We start from the raw sequence: 19,503 nt of genomic DNA, 5'->3' as shown, positions 1-19,503 counted from the left end.
TCAGGGTCTCCAGGGTTCGGCGCTGTTCACGGACGCGGTCGGTACGGTCGGCACGAGCTGCCGGACCAGGGTGTGCACTGCCTGCATCGCCTCGGGCACCGCCCTGTCGACGGCTTCGCTGAGTCCGATGCCCTCCTCGACTCCGGCGGGCGTGCAGCCGACGAGGTGGGTGAGCGGAAGAGTACCGCCCAGTTGATCCAGATTTGCCAGCACGGCAACCGGATTCATGCCGTGTGGGTCGAATTCACCCGAACCGAGGTCCTCCACACCGATGCGGAGCACCGTCACCTCCCCGGGGGCGCCACCCCCCGGGCAGGCGTCGACCAGAACCAGTGCGTCGTACCCGCCCAGCAGGTCGTACGCGAGATGCATGCCGCGGATGCCGTAGTCCACCAGCCGGACCTGCGGGGGCATCCCGCCGTCGTGGGCCAGCCGGCGCACCACCTCCGGGCCGAATCCGTCGTCGCCGAGAAACAGATTGCCGATGCCCGCGACCAGCACCCGGCCGGCCGCGTCGGGTTCCTTCGTCATCCTCGGCTCAGCCGTCCCCGGACTGGAGGTCGGGCGATTCAGGGTCACGGGCCTTCTTCGGCTGTACGGAGGTGTCGGAGCGTTCGTCCGAGGTGCCGGAGGGGCGTTGGGCCGGGCCGCCCGACGGCCGGTCCGAGCCGGTACCGCGGGACCCCTTCGGGCCCCGTTCCTCCTGCGGCTCTTCCTCGATGCCGCTGTTCTTCTCCGGTGTGTCCGCCATGGGTGCTCCTCACTCATTTCACTCGGATCGGGATTCACATCGAACGGATGCGCAGGTAGCGGCGGATGTCGGGGATCGACCTGATCCCGACCGCCACGGCGACGAGCGCCATGGCCGCGGCCCCTCCGGCGGCGATGATTCCCAGGGTCTTCACGATCGGTTCTCCTCTCGGTGCTGCGCCGTCTCCTCGGCGCTCAGGGGTCTCAGCTCGTCGGGAGCGAAGTAGAAATAGCGGCCGTACCAGTCGTGCAGGTCCGACGCGGGGTCGTCGACGAGAACCAGGGCGATGTGCGTACCACCGTCCACGTCCGAGAGGACCGCGGTCACCCGGGCCACCCGGCCGGCGAAGAAAAGATCCTGGGCGTCTGCCCGCCGGGAGGGGTGGACGCGGACCAGGCTGTCCTTGGCCACCCGGACCCCGTCGATCACGACCGCGTCGCTCCCGGGCCGTACCGAGGCGTCGGCCGCGGGGTCCCACCACGGGGCCCCCGCGGTGTCGAAGGCGGCGGGCGTCACATCCCGGACATCGGCCGCCGGGCCCGCGGTAGCCGCGGGCTCCGGCGGGTGCGGGTCGCGCAGCAGGCCGTGCAGCCGTTGCAGGTCGGCGGGCGACATGCCGTCGCACCGGTCGATGATCTCCCGGGCCCGGGGATCGGTGGCCCTGGCCTCCGCCTTCTCCTCCTCCGTCATGGTCATCACGCGGAGCGTCAGGATCTCGTCGATCTCGGTCGAGTCGAACAGGGCGCCGGGGCTCTGCTCAGCGACCTCCGGGTAGTCGTACAGAATGATCGGCGCGCCGAGCAGGGTGTCCGTCGCCCCCTTCGGCCCGGCCAGCACGGGCCAGCACCTGCGCTGCCGGCAACGGCCGGCGGCCGCCGCCGCCCCGGCGGGCGGTTCGAGCAGCGAGACGAACTCGGCGTCGTGCGCCCGCAGCAGCAGATGCGCGCCGATCAGCGAGGACCGGATCGCGGCGTCCTTGGTGACCACCGGCTCCGGATGCTCGTTGCGTACCGTCACCGACAGTCGTACGTATCCGTCGTCGACGACGGCCCGCGTGCGGACCCGGACCGCCAGTGGCAGCCGCCGTCGCACGATCCGGCCCACCACCGCGCCCCGCGCGTCGGTCACCGGCTCGGTGTCCTCGCCGCCCGGGACCTCGTGGACGGCGTCCGCCGGCTCCCCCAACGGCAGGGCGGGCAGCACGACTTCACGCTCGACGGCCTCGTCCCAGGACATCACCGGCACCCCGTCGACGACGAGCTGCCCGACCGGCACGTCCACGCCGTCCTCGCCCGTGCCGCGCACCTCGCGGACCTGGAGCTGGAGGAAGCGAAGATGCACGGTGACGGCCGCCGGCCCGTCGTGCGGTGCCAGCAGGCACTGCGTCTCCATCTCCGGCTCCTCGCCGAAACTCGCCGCCGCGGCGTGCGGCGGACCGAGGACCCCGAACTGCCAGCGCGACCGGTTCTTGTGCGAGCTCGCCCGGTACGGGTACAGGAGGTACCCCTCGTACAGAACGGCGTCGGCGATCGAACGCACCTGGTCAAGACTCACGGGACCACCTCGTCGTGCTCGGCCAGGAGAGCCTGGACCGTCTCGTCCCAGCTGATCAGCCCGCGCCGGGCCCGGAAGTCCGCGAACCGTGCCAGCACCTCGTGGTCCAGCCGGATCCATCCGGTGTTCGGGTAGTGCGCCGCCATCATGCGCCGCCACACCTCGACCGGCATCGGATGCCGGGCCTCGCAGTCCCACGGCACCTGCTCGACCCCGAAGCCCTTGCTGCCGCGGGTGAAGACCGTGCCGGAGAACATCAGGGCGAGGGGCACCGAACCCTCGCCCAGGGCGTGCAGATAGCGGGAACCGATCACGTCGAAGTCGTAGGTGCAGGGCAGGGCGAGATCGACCTCGGTCGCACCGCTGAACCCCTGTACGGTGGTGTCGCAGCTCATCCACTGGAACGGCTTCAGCGTGTCCGTCCAGCGGTCCCGGCCACCGAACAGCGCCACCAGGCCGCTCTGTTCGGCCTCGTCGTAGTGGCGCCGCTGCGGTTCGATGCGGACCTGGCAGTGGAGTGCGATGGCGTGGATCCGCCGGCCCGTCCGTTCCTCGATCCGCAGCCGCGCGGTCAGCTGCGGGGTGGCCGCGTACGGCTCGGCGACGATGTCGAGCACGGAGAAAGCGAAGTCGTTCACGGCGCCCCGTTCCCTGCGGCGGGCCGACTGCGGTCCGCCACCCGTGCGAAGAAGCCGTCCATCGCGGCACGGACCTCGGGGCCGCCGTCGAACCCGTGCCACAGCGACCGCAGTTGCCCCACCAGCTCGTAACAGGCGTCGATCGGTACCAGATGGCACGAACCATCGCTCTGGGCCGTACGCCGGATCAGCAGCGCCTCCACGTCCGGACGGAGCACGGCGAGCTCCGGGCTCGCCTCGACGACGGCCGCCCAGGCATCCAGCGGCAGCTCCGACTCGGTGGCCCCGGCGGGCCCGGGGTAGAACGCGACCATCCGGTCCTGGACGGAGTTGCGGAACAGGAAGGCGAGCCCCACGGGAATCTGCAACTCGTCCCACGCCCGCCCGTCCACGGCCAGCCCGGCGAAGTGCAGATAGCGCTCCGGGACCGCCCGGTAGCGCAGCTCCGCGTTCTCGTCGGTGAACAGCAGATAGCAGGCCCGGCAGCCGCACATCAGGGCGCGGCTGTCGAGGTTCACCACATGGGGGTGGCTCTCGCCGATCGGTTCCGCGCACATCTCGCAGCGCTCACCGGCGGGCGGCCGCGGCCGGTTGCGCCTGAGCCGCAGCAGCGTGGAGGCCGGCGAGGCGGAACGGCCGGCGGCGATCACGGTGCCACCGCCGCGGGCACCGACACCGAGACCGCGGCACCGTCCGACAGCAGGGGCAGCGGGGCCAGGTGCGCTCCGTCCCCGTCGAGGCAGGCCCCGGCCCGCCGCACGTCGTAGTGCGCGCGGCACCCGGCGCAGCGCAGGATCGCGTCCCCGGACCGTCCGCCCAGCCGCCGTGCCAGCGTGGCCCCCTCGAACGGCCGCTCGCAGCGCGCACACCGGTCCTCGAAGGCAAAGAGATCCGCACCCACCCGGCAGGCCACCACCGGCATCCTGCCGACGCCGAACCGGGCCACGGTGCCGGGCTCCAGCCCCGACAGCTCCGGGACGACCTCCCACGACGCGCCGTCGTCGCCGGCCGTCCCGGACTCCGTGTGCAGCCGGGCGAACAGCGAGTCCACCGGTACCAGCGGCCCCGCCGCCCCGGCGTCCTCGCCGGCCGCGGTCTCGACCTCGATCGAGGTGATCTCCGGCGCCGCCGCCTCCACAGCGCCCTGCACGGCCAGCCTGAGCGTGACCGAGGACGACGGGCAGCCGTCACAACTGCCCAGCAGCCTCAACCGGACGGTTCCCTCGTCGGTGACGGCGAGCAACTCCACATCACCGCCGTGCGAACCCAGGTACGGTCGTACGCTCTCCAGCGCTCGCTCGACCCGGGTCTCCACGCTGTACGGATGCAGCCCGTGCACCAGCAGGACGACGGACACCAGCTCGTCTTCGGCCAGGGCGGCCAGGACGTCGTCGTCCAGCCGCCCCTGTTCGTGCACCAGGTCGAGCAGCCGTTCCAGCCCGGCACCGTAGAAGTCGGCGACGATCCGGACCAGTTCCTCGCTGCGCTCGCGGGCGACCGCGCCGCCCGAGCCGCTGGCGGCGATCAGGGTGTCGATGCGTTCACCGGTCGTCCGCCAGTCGGGCGCGGCGGGGGAATCCTCCCGCGCCATCACTCGCTGCCCGCGGACTGGGTGGGGGAGTGCAGGAGCTCCAGCTTCTTGCCCTCGCCGAGGTACATGTGCACACCGCAGGGCAGACAGGGGTCGAAGCTGCGCACCGTGCGCATGATGTCGATGCCCTTGAAGTGTTCCCGGTCGTTCTCCTCGAAGATCGGCTGGCCCTGCACGGCGTCCTCGTAGGGGCCGGGTGTGCCGTACGTGTCACGGGGGCTGGCGTTCCACGGAGTCGGCGGGTACGGGTGGTAGTTGGCGATCTTGCCGTCCCGGATCACCATGTGGTGGGAGAGGACACCGCGGACCGCTTCGGTGAACCCGCAGCCCACCCCCTCCTCGGGCACCTCGAACTTCTCCCAGGTCTTGCTGTTCCCGGCGCGGATCTCCACGAGAGCCTTCTCCGCGAAGTGAAGCGCGCAGGCGGCTGCGTAGGCCTGGAAGTAGCTGCGTGCCCGGTTGCGTTCGATGGTGTTGCTCCACTTGGGGACGTGCCACTCCAGCTCCACCGGCCCCTTGAGGGCGGTCTTGGGGAGGTTGATCTTCACGCTGTGGCCGGTGGCCCGGATGTAGCCGATGTCGACCAGACCGGCCAGCGCGGTGGTCCACAGCCGCGCGAGCGGCCCGCCGCCGGTGTCGAGCGCCAGGTAGTCCTTGCCGTCGAACCACCGAGGCGACATGACCCAGCTGTACTTGTCGTCCAGGTCCCGCTTCTGCGGCTGCGGGTTGGTGTGCTGGTTCCAGGGGTGGCGCCGGTCGACCGGATTGCCGAGCGGGTCGTGGGAGACGAAGGTCTCCTGCTCGTCCCAGTCGTTGTAGTAGGACGAACCGAGCAGGATCCGGATGCCGAGGTTGATCTTCACCAGGTCGGTGGTGACCAGCTTCCCGTCGACGACGATGCCGGGGGTGACATACATCTTCCGGCCCCAGTCGGTCATGTCCTTGTACTCGAAGTTGCAGTGCTCCGGGTCCTGGAAGGAGCCCCAGCACCCCAGCAGGATGCGGCGGTTGCCGACCTGCTCGTACCCCGGCAGGGCTTCGTAGAAGAAGTCGAAGAGGTCGTCGTGCATCGGCACGACCTTCTTCATGAACTCGACGTACCGCTGGAGACGGGTGATGTAGTCCGTCATCAGCTGGACGGTCGCCACGGTGCCGACCCCGCCGGGATAGAGCGTGGAGGGGTGCACGTGCCGGCCCTCCATCAGACAGAACATCTCCCGGGTCATCCGGCTGACCTGGAGGGCCTCGCGGTAGAACTCGCCGGTGAACGGGTTCAGCGACCGCATGATGTCGCCGATCGTCCGGTATCCGTGCGCGTCGGCGTGCGGGGAAGGGGTGCGGTTGGCCTGTTCCAGCACCCCGGGATTGGTCTCCGCGACCATCTTCTCGCAGTAGTCGACCCCGACCAGGTTCTCCTGGAAGATGTTGTGGTCGAACATGTACTCCGCGGCCTCGCCGAGATTCACGATCCATTCACCGAGGTGCGGCGGCTTCACGCCGTACGCCATGTTCTGCGTGTAACAGGAACACGTGGCGTGGTTGTCACCGCAGATCCCGCAGATGCGACTCGTGATGAAGTGCGCGTCGCGCGGGTCCTTTCCCTTCATGAAGATCGAATAGCCCCGGAAGATGGAACTGGTGCTGTGGCACTCGGCCACGACCTTCTGTTTGAAGTCGATCTTCGTGTAGATACCCAGGCTGCCGACGATCCGGGTAATGGGATCCCACGCCATTTCGACCAGGTCGTTCTTGCCCTGGCCGCCTTCGGCACTTTTGTGCTGCGTCGCGGTCATTGGCCGCCTCTTCTTTCTGTCCGTTTGCGGTGATGTACGAGGTCACTCACCAGGTGCGTGTGGCGCCGGTCGTGAGTTCCTCGCCGGGCCTACGCCATTTCGGTTCGCGGTCCAGGGTGTGGGTGGTGAGGTGGCGCAGGCGCCGAATCGTCGCCCCGTACGGCCCGACCGCGTTGGTCGAGAGCCGTCCGCCAGGGGGCTCGTCCATGAACGGCATGAACTTGTCCGGGAACCCGGGCATGGTGCAGCCGATACAGATGCCGCCGACGTTGGGGCAGCCGCCGATGCCGTTCATCCAGCCGCGCTTGGGCACGTTGCACTTGACCGCGGGGCCCCAGCAGCCCAGCTTGACGATGCACTTCGGCGAGCCGTACTCCGTCGCGAAGTCGGCCTGCTCGTAGTACCCGGCCCGGTCGCAGCCCTCATGGACCGTCGCCCCGAACAGCCACGTCGGCCGCAGCGCGTCGTCGAGCGGGATCATCGGTGCCTGGTCGGTGGCCATGTAGAGCAGGTAGGTGAGCGTCTCCGAGAGGTTGTCCGGCTGGATCGGGCACCCGGGCACGCACACGATCGGGATGCCGGCCTTGGACTTCCAGTCCCAGCCCAGGTAGTCGGGAACCCCCATTGCGCCGGTCGGGTTGCCCGCCATGGCATGGATGCCGCCGTACGTCGCGCAGGTGCCGGCCGCGACGATCGCGGTCGCCTTCGGAGCCAGCCGGTCGAGCCACTCGCTGGTCGTCACGGGCTGGCCGGTGGCGGGATCGTTGCCGAACCCGCACCAGTATCCGTCGTCGTGCAACCGCTCGTTGGGAATGGATCCCTCGATCACGAGAACAAACGGTTCCAGCTCTCCGCGATCGGCCTTGAAGAACCATTCGAGAAAATCGTCGGCGCCGCCGTTCGGACCGCATTCGAAATCGATGAGTGGCCAGTGGACGGCGACCCGCGGAAGTCCCGGCAGGGCGCCGAGCGCGATCTCCTCGATGCTCGGCTGTGTGGCGGCGGTCAGGGAGACGGAATCGCCGTCACAGCTCAGTCCTGCGTTGATCCACAGCACATGGATCAGTGTGTCCTCCGCCTTTACCGCTTCCTCTGTCGGCATGGCAGTGTCGCCTTTCAGGATGACGGCCTACCGGCCATCGGCCCCCACGGGTGGGTATGCGCACATTGCTACCATCACGCCTCGATTCGCGAGCACCGGCAACAGGGGAATTCGCCGCTCCGCCTGGTCACCGGGGCCCGAATGACGGCATGCGGTCGGCCGCTCGGGTGATCCGGGCGAGGGACGGGTCCCGTCGGACGGCGTCACGGTCCTCCCGTGGCCCTACGGTCGGAGCCACCCGCGGAAGGACGAGGCACCTGTGCACGAGCTGGCCATCACACAGAGCGTCGTCGACGCGGTGTGCGAACGCGCCGGGGGGCGTCCGGTCCGGTCGGTCCGCGTCCGCGTCGGCGTGCTCACGGCCGTGGTGCCCGACTCGATGCGGTTCTGCTTCGGCCTTGTCACAGAGGGAACGGCCGCCGAGGGCGCGCGGTTGGAGATCGACCAGCCGCCCGGCGCCGGCCGCTGCCGCACCTGTGCCGTCGCATTCACCCTGACCGACCTGATTCTGCTGTGTCCCTGCGGCAGCGCGGATGTGGAGATCACATCGGGACAGGAACTGCAGATCGTCTCCATGGAAGTGGGCTGAACCATGTGCGGTACCTGCGGCTGTGCCGAGGAGTCCGGCGGGACCAGGATCGTGATGCTGCGGGAGGATGATGCGCCGGACCACGGACATCCGCACCCGCACCCGCACCCTCGTCCGCACGAGGGTCGTCAGCCGGATGGAGCCGGTGGGACGGTCACCATCGAGCAGAAGGTACTCGCCAAGAACGACCTGCTCGCGGAGCGCAACCGGACGTGGATGACCGACCGGGGCGTCGTGGCCGTGAACATGATGAGCTCGCCGGGCGCGGGCAAGACCACCCTGCTGGAACGCACCGTCACCGACCTCGGCGGCCGCCGGCCGGTGGCCGTCGTCGAGGGCGACCAGGAGACCAGGCTCGACGCCGACCGGATCAGACGTACGGGCTGCGCCGTGGTGCAGGTGAACACGGGGGCGGGGTGCCACCTCGACGCGGAGATGATGCGGGACGCCCTCACGGCGCTGTCCCCGGCCGAGGGATCCCTGCTCATGGTGGAGAACGTCGGAAACCTGGTGTGCCCCGCCCTGTTCGACCTGGGGGAGCGCAGCAAGGTGGTGATCATCTCGGTCACCGAGGGCACGGACAAGCCGCTGAAGTACCCGTACATGTTCGCCGCCGCCGACCTGATCCTGATCAACAAGTCCGATCTCCTGCCCCATGTCGCCTTCGACGTCGAGCAGTGCGCGCACCACGCGCGCTCGGTGAATCCGGACGTGCGCGTGCTGACGGTCTCCGCGACCACAGGCGAGGGCCTGGCCCACTGGTACGACTGGCTGGCGGAGCAGCGGTAGCCGCTCCGCCGCCGCGCCGCGGTCAGCCCTGGGGGAACGGGAGCTGTGGGACCGCGGCGCCGGACGCCGGGCGCTCCTTGCGGACGAAGGCCCGGCGCAGCCGGTGGTACGGGTGGTGCGGGTCCGCGAAGATGCGGTGCATGCGGACGAGTTCGGCCTCCCGGTACGCGGCCAGGTCGACCCGGTCCCGCTCCTCCTTCTTCGCGTGGATCCGGGACTGGGTCGCCGGCAGGGCTGCCAGGCGGGTCGCCAGGGCGCCGACCTCCGAGTCGAACGACCGGGGTGCGCACGGGATCACCCTGTCGACCAGCCCGAGCCGGTGGGCCGCGGTGGAGCTGACCGGCAGGGCGTCCCGCATGAGCCGGTCGGCAGCCGGCGCCCCCACCCGCCGCGGCAGCGTGTACGTCCAGTACTCCGATCCGTAAAGCCCCATCAGGCGGTAATGCGGATTCAACACCGCTCCCGCCCTGCACCACACCTCGTCGGCGGCGAGGGCCAGCATCACCCCGCCCGCCGCGGCGTTTCCGGACAGGGCGGCGACGACGAGCCGGTCGGTGGTGGTCAGCACCGCTTCCACCAGATCGTCCATGGCGTTGATGTTGGCCCAGGACTCGGCGCCGGGATCGGCCGCCGCCTCGATCACGTTGAGGTGGATGCCGTTGGAGAAGAAGTCCCGGCCGCCGCCGACCACCAGCACCGAGGTGGGCCGGGAGCAGGCGAACCGGTAGGCGCGCAGCAGGCGTCGGCACTGCTCCGTGCTCATTGCGCCGCCACGGAACGAGAACGACAGAAAGCCGGTTCCGGCCTCTTCCCGGTAGCCGATCTCGGACCAGGTGTCGTCGTCCCCGGTCCGGTGCAGCGGAGCCGGCCGCTCGGGCACGGCGGACAGACGTCCGGCCAGCGCCGAGGTGGCGGGGAGCTTGAAGGTGGCCGGGCCGCCCGGCGCCCGCCGTGGCCGCAGCTCGGGGATCCACACCGCCCCGTCGGTGGTCGCCCGGCAGATCGCGCCGTCCCGGGTGGCCACCACATCCCCCGGACGCCCGCCCGGCCGGGAGTCGGGATACCCGCCGTGCAGGAACCACTCGCCGCCCAGCAACTCGTCGAGCACACCGGGCTGGGAGTCCGCCGCCCTGAGTTTGCGGACCACCGTCGCGGTGGAGTCCGACTGCCAGTCGATGCGACGCAGCGACTGGCGGAACAGGGGGCGGCAGCCCTCGCCGGTGCCGGGGGCCTGCGGCGCCGGGGTGTACGCCCCCGACGCGAAGCGTCCGACCGCCAGGAACACCGCCTCCACGGCGGCGTCCGAGATCTCGTTGCGGTACAGGTCGCTCTTGCCCACCGGGGGCAGCGGACAGGCCACGGACGCCCAGACGTCGCCCGCGTCCATCTCCGCGTTCGCCTGAAGCACGGTGACGCCCCAGCGGTCCGCTCCCTCGTGGACAGCCCAGTCCAGGGAGGAGGGCCCGCGGTCTCCGACCGGCCCCGGATGGACGACGAGACAGGTGTGGACCGACCAGACGTCCCTGGGGATCGCGGTCTTCAGGTACGGCGCCACGACAAGGTCCGGGCACTCCCGGCGGACGGCTTCGCGGACCGGGTCTTCGTCGTGCGCGAGCTGCACGGCAACCGAGTGCCCGTGGTCCCTCAGCTCCGCCTGGACACGTTGGGTAAGGCTGTTGAAGGCGCTTGCGACAAGCAGGATGTGCATGGCGATCTCCCGGTGGCTGCGGTCCGTCCTGATCGAGCGTGGATGTGGGCTCTTGCTCGGAGGGACTCACCCGGCGGGAACATGCCGGGAATTCACCCGAAGCGCACTGGGCGGACAGCGATCCGACGCACTGCTTCGCTCGCCGGATTCACAGCACCGGACCGCACCTCCTGCGGGTGAGGGCCGCCGCCGTGACAGCCGGTGGCGCGGACTCCGGCCGCGGGGGCGACCGCTCCTGCCCGCGGGCGCACAGGTGTGGTGAAGGCGGACCGGTCGCTCGATCTGCGAGACGGTGTCCTCACCCGCCATCAGCTCGGTCGCGTGGCGCGACGCCGAAACCGCGGCACAGGCCACCCGCTCCCGCCCCAGTGCGTGCAGCAGACGGACGGTACCTGGCGAGGCGGCGACGCCGTGCGCACGCACGCTCGCGGTGAGCAGCTCCTCCTTGCGGGCCGCGACGGCCCACACCGTGGCGGTGCCCGGCGCGTCGCCGGGATCGCCGAGCGGCAGGTCCAGCCCCCGGGAGGCGAGGAATCCGGCGGCTCCGTCCAGCCGTGACCGGCCGTCGACATGGTGGAGACAGTCGGCCACCGGATCGAACGCGCGCTGCCCGCCCGCGGCCGACAGACAGGCGTCGAAGGCACCCTGCCAGGCCACTGCGTGGTTCCTGGGCTTGGGCCGTCCGGCCCGTGCCGCCGGCCCGCCCGGTCCCTCCACCGCAGCCTTCCGCGCGCCTCGCGACGCGGTCCGGCCGGATCCCGAGGAGGGCCGAACGTTCCCCGTCCGGGCCGGACCGGCCCTCACCGGGGGCCTGCGCCGGTGCGACTGTGGGAACAGGCGCTCGCTCCATCAGGTGAACGGAAGGCGGCGGGGATGATGAAGCTGCCCCTGGTCGTGGGTGTGGACGGCACGGAGAGCAGTCTGAGGGCGCTCGACTGGGCCGCCGATGAGGCAGCCCTGCGAGGGCTGCCACTGCGGCTGGTGTGCGTGTCCAGGCCGGTGCGGTACGAGGGCGCCGCACTCGCACTCGCTCTGGGCCGCCCTTCGGAGCGGGCGCTCGCCGGCCGCGTTGCCGGATCCGCCGCCGAGCGGGTCCACCGCCGTCGTCCGGAGGTCGATGTCTCGGCCGAGGTGACGCCTGGGGACGCGGTGACAGCGCTGTTGCGGGAGGGGCGCCATGCCGAGGCGCTGATCACCGGGGAGCGAGGCCGTGGCGGGCCAGCCGGACTTCTGCTCGGCTCGGTCAGCCTGGCCGTGGCCGCGCGGGCCCCGTGTCCCGTCGTCGTCGTGCGCGGCGACAGGCCCGGAATCGAAGGCGGGCACGGGCGGATCCTCCTGGGTGTCGGGGATCCCGAGAAAGGACCGGCGGCGGTCCGGTTCGCCTTCCGCGAGGCCGGGGCGAGGGACTGCGAACTCGATGCCGTACACGCCTGGCACTGCTCCTCGCACGACCGCGCCGACCACCCGCGTACCGTCGACGAGCCGCACCTCTACTGCAAGGAACGTGCGGCGACCCTGATCGACGAGGCGGTGGCCGAGGCCGTGCGCGAGAACCCGACGGTCCGGCTGCGCTCGGCGGCGGTCGAGGGAAAGGCCGTGAGGGTACTGGTGCAACGCTCGGCCGCGGCGGACCTGGTCGTCGTAGGGGCACAGCACCGCACGGGCCACCTGGGACCTCGACTCGGCCGCGTCGCCCATGTCCTGCTCCACCACGCCGACTGCCCGGTGGCCGTCGTACCGCTTCCTGATCGGCCCGATACATGAACGCCTCTGACCAGCACCCCCGAAAGGCGAGTCACATGCATCACCGAACCGTTGCAGAGCTCATGACCCGGAACGTCGTGCGGGCGCGACGTGACCTGCCGTTCAAGGAGATCGTCGAACTGCTGGCGGAGAACGATGTCACCGCGCTGCCCGTGGTGGACGAACTGGACCGGCCCATGGGCGTCGTGTCCGAGGCCGACCTGCTGCGCAAGTCCGCCGACCTGACCGATCCGACCGGCCGGACACCGATCCCGCATCTGGAGGCGTGGGAGCGGGCCAAGGCCGAGGGGGCCAGGGCCGAGGAGCTGATGTCGGCTCCCGCGGTGTGCGCGCGGCCGGAGTGGACTGTTGTCGAGGCCGCCCGCCTCATGGAGGTGCAGGACGTGAAACGCCTTCCCGTCGTGGACGAGACGGACAAGCTGCTGGGCATCGTCAGCCGCAGAGACCTGCTACGGGTCTTTCTCCGCCACGATGATGCCATCCGTGAGGAGATCGACCGGGACGTGTTGCAGCAGACGATGGGCCTCGCTCCCTCGGCGGTGACGGCCGAGGTCCGGCAGGGGGAGGTGGTCCTCAGCGGATCCGTCGAGTTCAAGAGCCTGATTCCCGTCATCGAACGGCTGTGCAGGAGCGTCGACGGTGTGGTGTCCGTCGCCGAGCACCTGTCCTACCGGACCGACGACGTACCGAGTTCACCCGACGGCACGTGAGGGCACCTCGGCGCTCGGTGCCGCACTGGACTCTGAGCTGAGAACGGACATGGGGCGGGAGCTCCTCCGTGCATGGGTTCGCCCAGCGTGCGCCCGTTCTCGGCCGGTCGGGTCGGGTGCCGGCGCGTTCTTGGTGCCGCGTGCCGGTCTTTTCCCGAATTCTTGACGGTGACGGCCAGGACGGCGTCAGAGCTGCCCCGAACCAGGCGCTGGTGCGGAGGTGGTCCGCACCGTGTGGTGTCCCACGGCACGGGAGCGGCCCCGGGTTCCCTCTACGTCACCCGCTTTGCCCTGCCGTACTGCCCTGCGGCTAGTTTGTGTGCAGTACGGATACGCAGGCCCGTCGCGGCAGAGCCGCACGGGGGACGGGAGGCAGGGAAGAGTGTCGCTGCGGGGAGGTGACCCGGCCGAGATCGGCGGTTATCCGCTTGAGGCGCGCCTCGGCTCGGGTGGCATGGGCACGGTCTTTCTGGCCCGTACGAGCTCGGGGCGGCCTGTCGCGATCAAACTGATCCATCAGCAGTTCGCGGCGGACGACGAGTTCCGCATCCGCTTCCGGCAGGAGGTGGCCGCGGCGAGGCGGGTGAGCGGCGCGTTCACCGCCGCCGTGGTCGACGCCGCCCCTGAGGCCGAGCAGCCGTGGATGGCGACGACCTACATCGAGGGGCCCACGCTCGCCCAGCGCATCGCGGCGGATGGCCCGCTGAACGGAGCGGAGCTGCGGAGGCTCGGCATCGGGCTGGCGGAGGCGCTGCGCGACATCCACCGGGTGGGGGTCGTCCACCGTGACCTGAAGCCTTCGAACGTCGTGCTCTCCCCCGAGGGCCCGCGCGTCATCGACTTCGGCATTTCGCGCGCCGCGGACCAGCAGACGCTGACGATGACGGGGCGGGTCATCGGCACGCCGCCCTTCATGTCGCCGGAGCAGCTACAGGCACCGCGCGACGTGGGGCCGCGGTCCGACGTCTTCTCGCTGGGCACGCTGCTGGTGTACGCGGCGACGGGCCGCGGGCCCTTCGACGCGGACAGCCCGTACCTGACGGCGTACCAGGTGGTGCACGAGGAACCGTCGCTGGACGCCGTGCCGGAGGCCTTGCGCGCGGTCGTCGAGTCGTGCCTGGCCAAGGACGCCGAAGGGCGCCCCTCGGCGGGCGAACTCATGGTGCTCCTGCGGGACCTGCCGGCCGACCTCGGCGGGATCGATGCGCAGGGGAGCGGCGCCGGCCGCACCCGCGACATGATCACCCAGCATCACTTCGCGACGCCGGCCACCCCGGCACCGACCACCGCCCCGGCCGGTCCCGGCACGGGGAGCACCGGCACCATCGGCCGCCGTCTCCGTCGCCGATGGCGTCCCGTGCTCGCGGCCGCGGTCGCGGTGACGGCGATCGGCGGGGGAGTCGCCGCCCTGCAGGCGGGCGGCTTCGGGGGGAACGGCGGCGGCGACCCGGACGACACCATTGCGACGCCGGGTGCCTCGCTTCCGGACGGCTTCACGTCGTGGCGCACGACTGTGCGGGGCGGCAGCGAGGACACCCCCGACGAACTGCGTTGCGTCGCGCGCGGCGACGCGCTGTTCTGCGGGGGCGGAGGCGTGGTCGCGACCCGTATCAGGGCCTCGGACGGCTCGCGGGCGTGGACGGTGAAGAGTCCGGGCGTCCCCGTCCAGGGCATGCACATGGTGGGCGCCACCGACGACACTGTGCTCGGTTACCGCTTCGCCGCCCAGGGCGCCCCGCAAGGCGCTCTCGACGAGGTGGTGGCCATTGACGCGGACAGCGGCCGGGAGCTGTGGTCCGTGCCGTCCGGCGCCCAGTCGCAGGCCGTCACGGGCCGGACCCAGGACGCCGTTGTGGTCGGCTCCGCCGTTGTGACGGTCGACGCCTCCAACTCCCGCTTCGAGGCCCGGGACGCGCACAGCGGTACGGTCGCCTGGCGGACGCCGTTCCCCGCGGGGACGCAGTGCGCTCCCGTCCCTGTGGGCCCGCAGCTCCTCGCGATGTGCGCGACGGACGCGGAGGTGGATGGCCTGGAGGTGCGCCACTCCACCCTGTACCCGGTCGACCGCGCCTCGGGGACGCTGGGCAGGGCCATCGCGGTCGACGGTCCCGCCGTGCCGATGGGCGTCGCCGACGGCAGGCTCGTACTCCTCAAGGAGCACAAGGAGGGATGGGAACTGGCCGGCTACAACGCGGTGGCGCAGGTCGACCCGGCCTCGCGGAAGGTCACGTACTCCCGGCTTGCCAAGACGTACGAGGGGACGCCCGGCATGGCGGACGGCACCCTCTACGTGAGCGGCCAGACCGGTCTCATCACGGCGCTCGACCCCGCGACCGGCCGGAAGAAGTGGTCCCGGCAGACGAGCGTGGAGGGTGCGTCGGGTCCCGTGGCGGGAGACGGCTCGCTGTATTTCAGCTCGGCCACCGGCCGGGTGGTCGCGCTGTCACCGTCCGACGGCAAGCCACTGTGGACAACCGATCCGCAGGCCGATGGTCTGACGGGTGAGCTGGGCGCGAGCCCGCGCGTGACCGTCGCGGGGCGTGTGGTGATCGTGGCCGCGGCGAAGAACACCCTCTTCGCCTTCGACACGCAGAAGCCGCCGAAGTCGAGCTGACCTCGGCGGGGTTGCGGGGGAGGGCTCGTTCCGTCGGGACGGGCCCTCCCGGTCAGCAGGAGGTCAGACGCGGTCGGCCGCGATGAGCAGGTACTGGAAGGACCCGTCCCTGTAGGAGTTGATGAACGCGTCCTCGATTCCCGTGACCAGCGAAGACGTGGCCCTCAGCTCCCAGTAGGGCAGGGTGTCGGGGGTGAGGTCGACGACGGCCTGTGGCACGAGCCGATTGTCGGCCATGGCGCGCAGGTACTCCCGGCGCGAGTGGATGTTGCACTCGAAGTGCGCGTTGATCTGCGAGACCCACTTCGAGGGCTGGCCGTACCGGGGGTTCCAGCAGCCGGTGATGGTCACGTAGCGTCCGCCGACCGCGAGGACGCGGGAATGCTCGGCGAAGAGGTCGTGCAGATCGACATACATGCTCGACTCGTTGTTCCAGGAGGCCGCGGCCGACCCGGTCTCGAAGGGCATGGCGAGCATGTTGCAGACGCGTGCGCGGACGTGGTCCTGGAGGCGGAGTTCACGGGCACGGTTGTTGGCGAAGTCGGCTTGCCTGGCCGACAGCGTGACACCTTCGACCTTGCATCCGAAGCGCTGGTGCGCCATCACCATCGAGCCGCCGCGGCCACAGCCGGCGTCCACCAGGGTGTCGTCACGCCCGATGTCGCCGAGGTGCCCCAGGAGGAACTCCGCCTGCGCCGACTCCAGCCGGTGGAGTTCGGCGATGAGTTTCTTCTCGCTCTCGCTGTCCTCGGCGTCGCCGAGTGCGGAGCGGTCGACTTCACCGATGCCGTAGTGGTGGTGGTAGAGGCCGTCGACATCGCCGAGACGCAGGTTCACGGGCCTGGCCTCTCCGTCCCAGTAGCGGGCGATGTCGCTCTGGTAGGGCGTCGCCGGGCGGGGGATGCGCAGGGAGGCGGAGGCGGCGGTGATTTGGGTGTCGGTCACGATGATTCCATTCTCTTACCAGAAGTCGGGCAGGCTGTAGCGATAGGTGTTGGACTGGTGCCAGTTGTGGTTGCCGTCGACCCACGCGGCCACGCCCCGCAGGAAGCGCTGCACGTTCGGGGAGGGGCAGGCGGCGGTCAGGGCGGCGGCTTCGGCCTCGAAGTCGTGCATGAGGTCGTTGTGGACCTCGACCGACTTCAGATAGGCGTCCCGGTCGGAGAGGCCCTCACGTTCGGCGATCACGACGGGCAGGTTCAGGTGCCGGCCGGGAGCAGCGAGTTCCTTGGTGTACGAGTAGAGGTCGTTCACGATGGTCGTCGCGTTTCCCGCGAGGGCGATGACCCTCTGCATGCCAGGCTGGGCGTGCAGGTCCGCCGGCAGTTCGTAGCCGCCGACGGTGTCGGTGATGGTGGGGCAGGGACGGAAGTTGTTGAACTGGCGCATCGCCAGGTACTCCCATACCTCCGGAACGTGGTCCAGCTGGGCCCAGGCCGCTTCGGCGAGGTACCCCATGTGAAGCCGGGCCATGTCGTGCCGGAGCCGGTCCGCCTGGGACGGGCTCGCCGCTCGGACGAAATACTCCATCGCGGAGCGGTAGGCGCGCCGGGGCGCGTCCGCGTGGAGGGACTCGGCCCATTGCGGCTGGTACTCCTCAGTCGTGTGCAGGGGGTCGAGGGCGGTGTGCGCCAGCAGAAGGCGTTCGCCGAGGCCGATGGGCGAGCCCCCGTGGTCCTCGCAGTAGCAGTCGTCCACCGCGTTCTCGGCCACCATCAAGCGTGTGGCGACCATCAGGTGGTCGATGGTGGGCGCGTCCGGATGACAGCCGACCATGTAGCGGCCCACGGAGAATCCGTCGAACTGCTCCTCCCAGTCCTCGGGATACAAGGAGACCTCGTCCAGTGCCCAGGACTTGATCCTTCGGCTGACCTCCTCGACCCGCACCGGGTCGGGCTCGGGCACCGGGTGGTGGTAGAGGCCCGGGACCGGCGTGCCTTCCGTCGTATGCGCCGGCGGGGCCGAAGGCGGCGGCGGTTCCTCCCGCAGGCTCAGGCGCAGGCCCGCCGTGCCCAGACCACTGGGGCCGCGCAGGATCCGTTCCAGGCCGGTGCCCGGTGGGGGTACGTCGACTGCCGGGGTGTCGGGAGGAGGCGGGGCGGGCGCGGAAATCGCAGGTGCCGCGGGCAGGGAAGGCGTGGACGGCGGGCCGCCGGTGGCGTCCTTGACATCGCAGGCGCGGGCGGCTGCGGCGAGTACGTACGCACCGAAGCGGGAGGCGGCCTCGGGCAGGCTCGACTGTGGTGGTGGCAGCTCAGGCGTGGGCATCCGTGGCTCCTCGGTGGGGTGGGCGGCTGTCCTGTCCCGAAGACAGGGGTGGGGGCTGTCGCGAAGCCCTTCGGGCACGCGCGACTTCCCCGGGGCGTTCGGGGTGTCGCACCAGGCCCTTCGGACCGGGCCGCTACTTGGGCCAACGGGCGATCTGCACGTTCTCCAGCACGCCGACCGCGTCCGGCACGAGGATCGCGGCGGAGTAGTAGGTACTGACGAGGTAGGACATGATGGCCTTCTCGTCGATGCCCATGAAGCGGACCGACAGACCCGGTTCGTACTCGTCCGGCAGCCCGGTCTGGTGCAGACCGACGACGCCCTGGTTCTCCTCGCCGGTGCGCATGACAAGGATCGAGCTGGTCTTCTCCGATGTGACGGGGATCTTGTTGCACGGGAGGATCGGGACTCCGCGCCAGGCCGGGACCTGCTGGCCGCCGAGGTCGACGTGGTCCGGATAGATCCCACGTGAGTTGAACTCACGCCCGATCGCCGCGATCGTCCGGGGGTGCGCGAGGAAGAACTTGGAACCGCGGCGACGACAGAGCAGTTCGTCCATGTCGTCCGGCGTCGGCGGGCCGGAGTGTGTCTGGATGCGCTGCTTGAAGTCGGCGTTGTGGAGCAGGCCGAACTCCCGGTTGTTGATCAGCTCGTGCTCCTGGCGTTCGCGCAACGCCTCGACGGTGAGCCTGAGTTGCTCCTGGGTCTGGTTCATCGGCCCGTTGTAGAGGTCGGCGACCCTGGTGTGGATCCGCAGAACGGTCTGGGCGACCGAGAGTTCGTACTCGCGCGGACCGAGTTCGTAATCGACGAACGCGCCGGGCAACTCGTGCTCGCCGGTGTGGCCGGCCGACATCGCGATCTCCGCTTCACCGCGGTGGTTCTGCCGCCGGCGGGAGAGCGATGAGAACGCTTCGAGGTGGTCCCGGAGGCTCGGCGCCGTGGACAGCACGGCCGCGAAGTCGGCACGTGACAGCGTGAGCAGTGTGCCCGAGGTCTCGGCGGTGGCGGTCTGCTCCCACCGGGCGTCCCCGTCGAGGAGGACGTTCTCCCCGAATCGGTCCCCGTCGGCGAGTACGTCCAGGGCGACCTCGTCGTCGTAACTTCCCATGGAGGACTGCTTGATGCGGCCGTGGGCGATCAGGTGGAGCTTGTCCGCGGGCGTCCCGCGCTCGACCAGCGTCTCGCCGGCCCGGAAGTCGCGTTGGACGCACCGGTCGGCGATGGCCGTCAGCACCTCCGCGTCGTCGAAGCCGCGCAGCAGAGCCAGTTCACCGAGCTCACGGGGGATCACCCTGACGTCGGAGCCGTCCTGGACGAAGTCCACGCGCCCGTCGCCGACGGTGTAGGCCAGGCGACGGTTGACCCGGTAGGCCCCACCCCGGGCCTCCACCCACGGGAGCATCCGCAGCAGCCAGCGAGAGGTGATCTCCTGCATCTGCGGGGCGGATTTGGTCGTGGTGGCGAGGTTGCGGGCAGCCGCCGTGCCCAGGCTGGATTGCCGGGGCAACTCCAGTTGTGCTTCCGGGCTCGAGTCAGTGGTCATCGGGCGAGCTCTCCTTGATGAGGGCGTTGATGTGCGTATGCGGACGCCGCGGGGCAACAAGAGGGAAAAGGGGTATGTGAACGGGA

General features: G+C 70.4%; 19 protein-coding genes. 5 read left to right on the top strand and 14 right to left on the bottom strand.

Going from position 1 to position 19,503, the window contains the following annotated elements; genetic code table 11:
- From ACIRJP_RS16340 to ACIRJP_RS16300, 9 genes are read right to left on the bottom strand one after another with little or no spacing between them, the layout of a single operon-like run.
- Nucleotides 1-531 (bottom strand): hydrogenase maturation protease, encoded by a 531-nt coding sequence (locus ACIRJP_RS16340; RefSeq protein ID WP_404173691.1) that lies wholly within the window; start codon nt 529-531, stop codon nt 1-3.
- A gap of 7 nt (nt 532-538) precedes the next feature.
- A complete protein-coding gene (locus ACIRJP_RS16335; RefSeq protein WP_404173688.1) occupies nt 539-751 on the bottom strand; it encodes a hypothetical protein in 213 nt (70 codons plus the stop codon).
- 34 nt (nt 752-785) lie between these two features.
- Nucleotides 786-905 (bottom strand): DUF6893 family small protein, encoded by a 120-nt coding sequence (locus tag ACIRJP_RS16330; RefSeq protein WP_404173686.1) that lies wholly within the window; start codon nt 903-905, stop codon nt 786-788.
- Nucleotides 902-2,305 carry a hypothetical protein gene (locus tag ACIRJP_RS16325; protein ID WP_404173683.1) on the bottom strand — a complete coding sequence of 468 codons (1,404 nt, stop codon included), beginning with the start codon at nt 2,303-2,305 and terminating at the stop codon, nt 902-904. Before ACIRJP_RS16325 ends, ACIRJP_RS16330 begins: the two co-directional genes overlap by 4 nt.
- Nucleotides 2,302-2,943, bottom strand: coding sequence for a DUF6084 family protein (locus ACIRJP_RS16320; protein ID WP_404173680.1), 642 nt, complete (start codon nt 2,941-2,943; stop codon nt 2,302-2,304). The genes ACIRJP_RS16325 and ACIRJP_RS16320 overlap by 4 nt, the downstream gene beginning before the upstream one ends.
- Nucleotides 2,940-3,593 (bottom strand): DUF5947 family protein, encoded by a 654-nt coding sequence (locus ACIRJP_RS16315; protein WP_404173677.1) that lies wholly within the window; start codon nt 3,591-3,593, stop codon nt 2,940-2,942. Before ACIRJP_RS16315 ends, ACIRJP_RS16320 begins: the two co-directional genes overlap by 4 nt.
- On the bottom strand, nt 3,590-4,534 hold the full coding sequence (locus ACIRJP_RS16310; RefSeq protein WP_404173674.1) for a NifU family protein: 945 nt from the start codon (nt 4,532-4,534) through the stop codon (nt 3,590-3,592). The genes ACIRJP_RS16315 and ACIRJP_RS16310 overlap by 4 nt, the downstream gene beginning before the upstream one ends.
- Nucleotides 4,534-6,327 (bottom strand): nickel-dependent hydrogenase large subunit, encoded by a 1,794-nt coding sequence (locus tag ACIRJP_RS16305; protein ID WP_404173671.1) that lies wholly within the window; start codon nt 6,325-6,327, stop codon nt 4,534-4,536. The genes ACIRJP_RS16310 and ACIRJP_RS16305 overlap by 1 nt, the downstream gene beginning before the upstream one ends.
- 46 nt (nt 6,328-6,373) lie before the next feature.
- A complete protein-coding gene (locus ACIRJP_RS16300; RefSeq protein WP_404173668.1) occupies nt 6,374-7,429 on the bottom strand; it encodes a hydrogenase expression protein HypE in 1,056 nt (351 codons plus the stop codon).
- Between the two features lie 259 nt (nt 7,430-7,688).
- Here ACIRJP_RS16300 and ACIRJP_RS16295 point away from each other — a divergent pair, with 259 nt between their 5' ends.
- Nucleotides 7,689-8,018 (top strand): hydrogenase maturation nickel metallochaperone HypA, encoded by a 330-nt coding sequence (locus ACIRJP_RS16295; protein WP_404173665.1) that lies wholly within the window; start codon nt 7,689-7,691, stop codon nt 8,016-8,018.
- A 3-nt stretch (nt 8,019-8,021) separates the two neighbouring features.
- Nucleotides 8,022-8,807, top strand: coding sequence for a hydrogenase nickel incorporation protein HypB (hypB, locus tag ACIRJP_RS16290; RefSeq protein WP_404173662.1), 786 nt, complete (start codon nt 8,022-8,024; stop codon nt 8,805-8,807).
- Nucleotides 8,808-8,829: 22 nt separating this feature from the next.
- Here the strand turns inward: hypB and ACIRJP_RS16285 are convergent, their stop codons facing one another.
- On the bottom strand, nt 8,830-10,515 hold the full coding sequence (locus tag ACIRJP_RS16285; RefSeq protein ID WP_404173659.1) for a hydrogenase maturation protein: 1,686 nt from the start codon (nt 10,513-10,515) through the stop codon (nt 8,830-8,832).
- Nucleotides 10,516-10,581: 66 nt separating this feature from the next.
- A complete protein-coding gene (locus tag ACIRJP_RS16280; protein WP_404173656.1) occupies nt 10,582-11,172 on the bottom strand; it encodes a hypothetical protein in 591 nt (196 codons plus the stop codon).
- 219 nt (nt 11,173-11,391) lie between these two features.
- On the opposite strand from ACIRJP_RS16280, the gene ACIRJP_RS16275 reads away from it, so the two are divergent.
- From ACIRJP_RS16275 to ACIRJP_RS16265, 3 genes are all read left to right on the top strand, one after another.
- Nucleotides 11,392-12,279, top strand: a complete 888-nt coding sequence (locus ACIRJP_RS16275; protein ID WP_404174056.1) for a universal stress protein — start codon at nt 11,392-11,394, stop codon at nt 12,277-12,279.
- Nucleotides 12,280-12,314: 35 nt separating this feature from the next.
- Complete coding sequence (locus ACIRJP_RS16270; protein WP_404173653.1) at nt 12,315-12,989, top strand: CBS domain-containing protein; 675 nt, start codon at nt 12,315-12,317, stop codon at nt 12,987-12,989.
- Nucleotides 12,990-13,371: 382 nt separating this feature from the next.
- Entirely contained in the window at nt 13,372-15,603 is a 2,232-nt protein-coding gene (locus ACIRJP_RS16265; protein ID WP_404173650.1) for a PQQ-binding-like beta-propeller repeat protein, read from the top strand.
- 63 nt (nt 15,604-15,666) lie between these two features.
- On the opposite strand, the gene ACIRJP_RS16260 is transcribed toward ACIRJP_RS16265, so the two are convergent.
- From ACIRJP_RS16260 to ACIRJP_RS16250, 3 genes are all read right to left on the bottom strand, one after another.
- Nucleotides 15,667-16,548 (bottom strand): geranyl diphosphate 2-C-methyltransferase, encoded by an 882-nt coding sequence (locus tag ACIRJP_RS16260; protein ID WP_404173647.1) that lies wholly within the window; start codon nt 16,546-16,548, stop codon nt 15,667-15,669.
- A 15-nt stretch (nt 16,549-16,563) separates the two neighbouring features.
- Nucleotides 16,564-17,871, bottom strand: coding sequence for a family 2 encapsulin nanocompartment cargo protein terpene cyclase (locus tag ACIRJP_RS16255; RefSeq protein ID WP_404173644.1), 1,308 nt, complete (start codon nt 17,869-17,871; stop codon nt 16,564-16,566).
- A gap of 133 nt (nt 17,872-18,004) precedes the next feature.
- Nucleotides 18,005-19,417 carry a family 2B encapsulin nanocompartment shell protein gene (locus ACIRJP_RS16250; protein WP_404173641.1) on the bottom strand — a complete coding sequence of 471 codons (1,413 nt, stop codon included), beginning with the start codon at nt 19,415-19,417 and terminating at the stop codon, nt 18,005-18,007.
- Between the last annotated feature and the right edge of the window lie 86 nt (nt 19,418-19,503).

Origin of the sequence: Streptomyces sp. NPDC102437, assembly GCF_044765565.1 — a bacterium.
Taxonomy (GTDB): Bacteria; Actinomycetota; Actinomycetes; order Streptomycetales; family Streptomycetaceae; genus Streptomyces.
The sequence above is the reverse complement of the archived record's forward strand: the minus strand, read 5'-3'. Positions and strand labels throughout refer to the sequence as shown.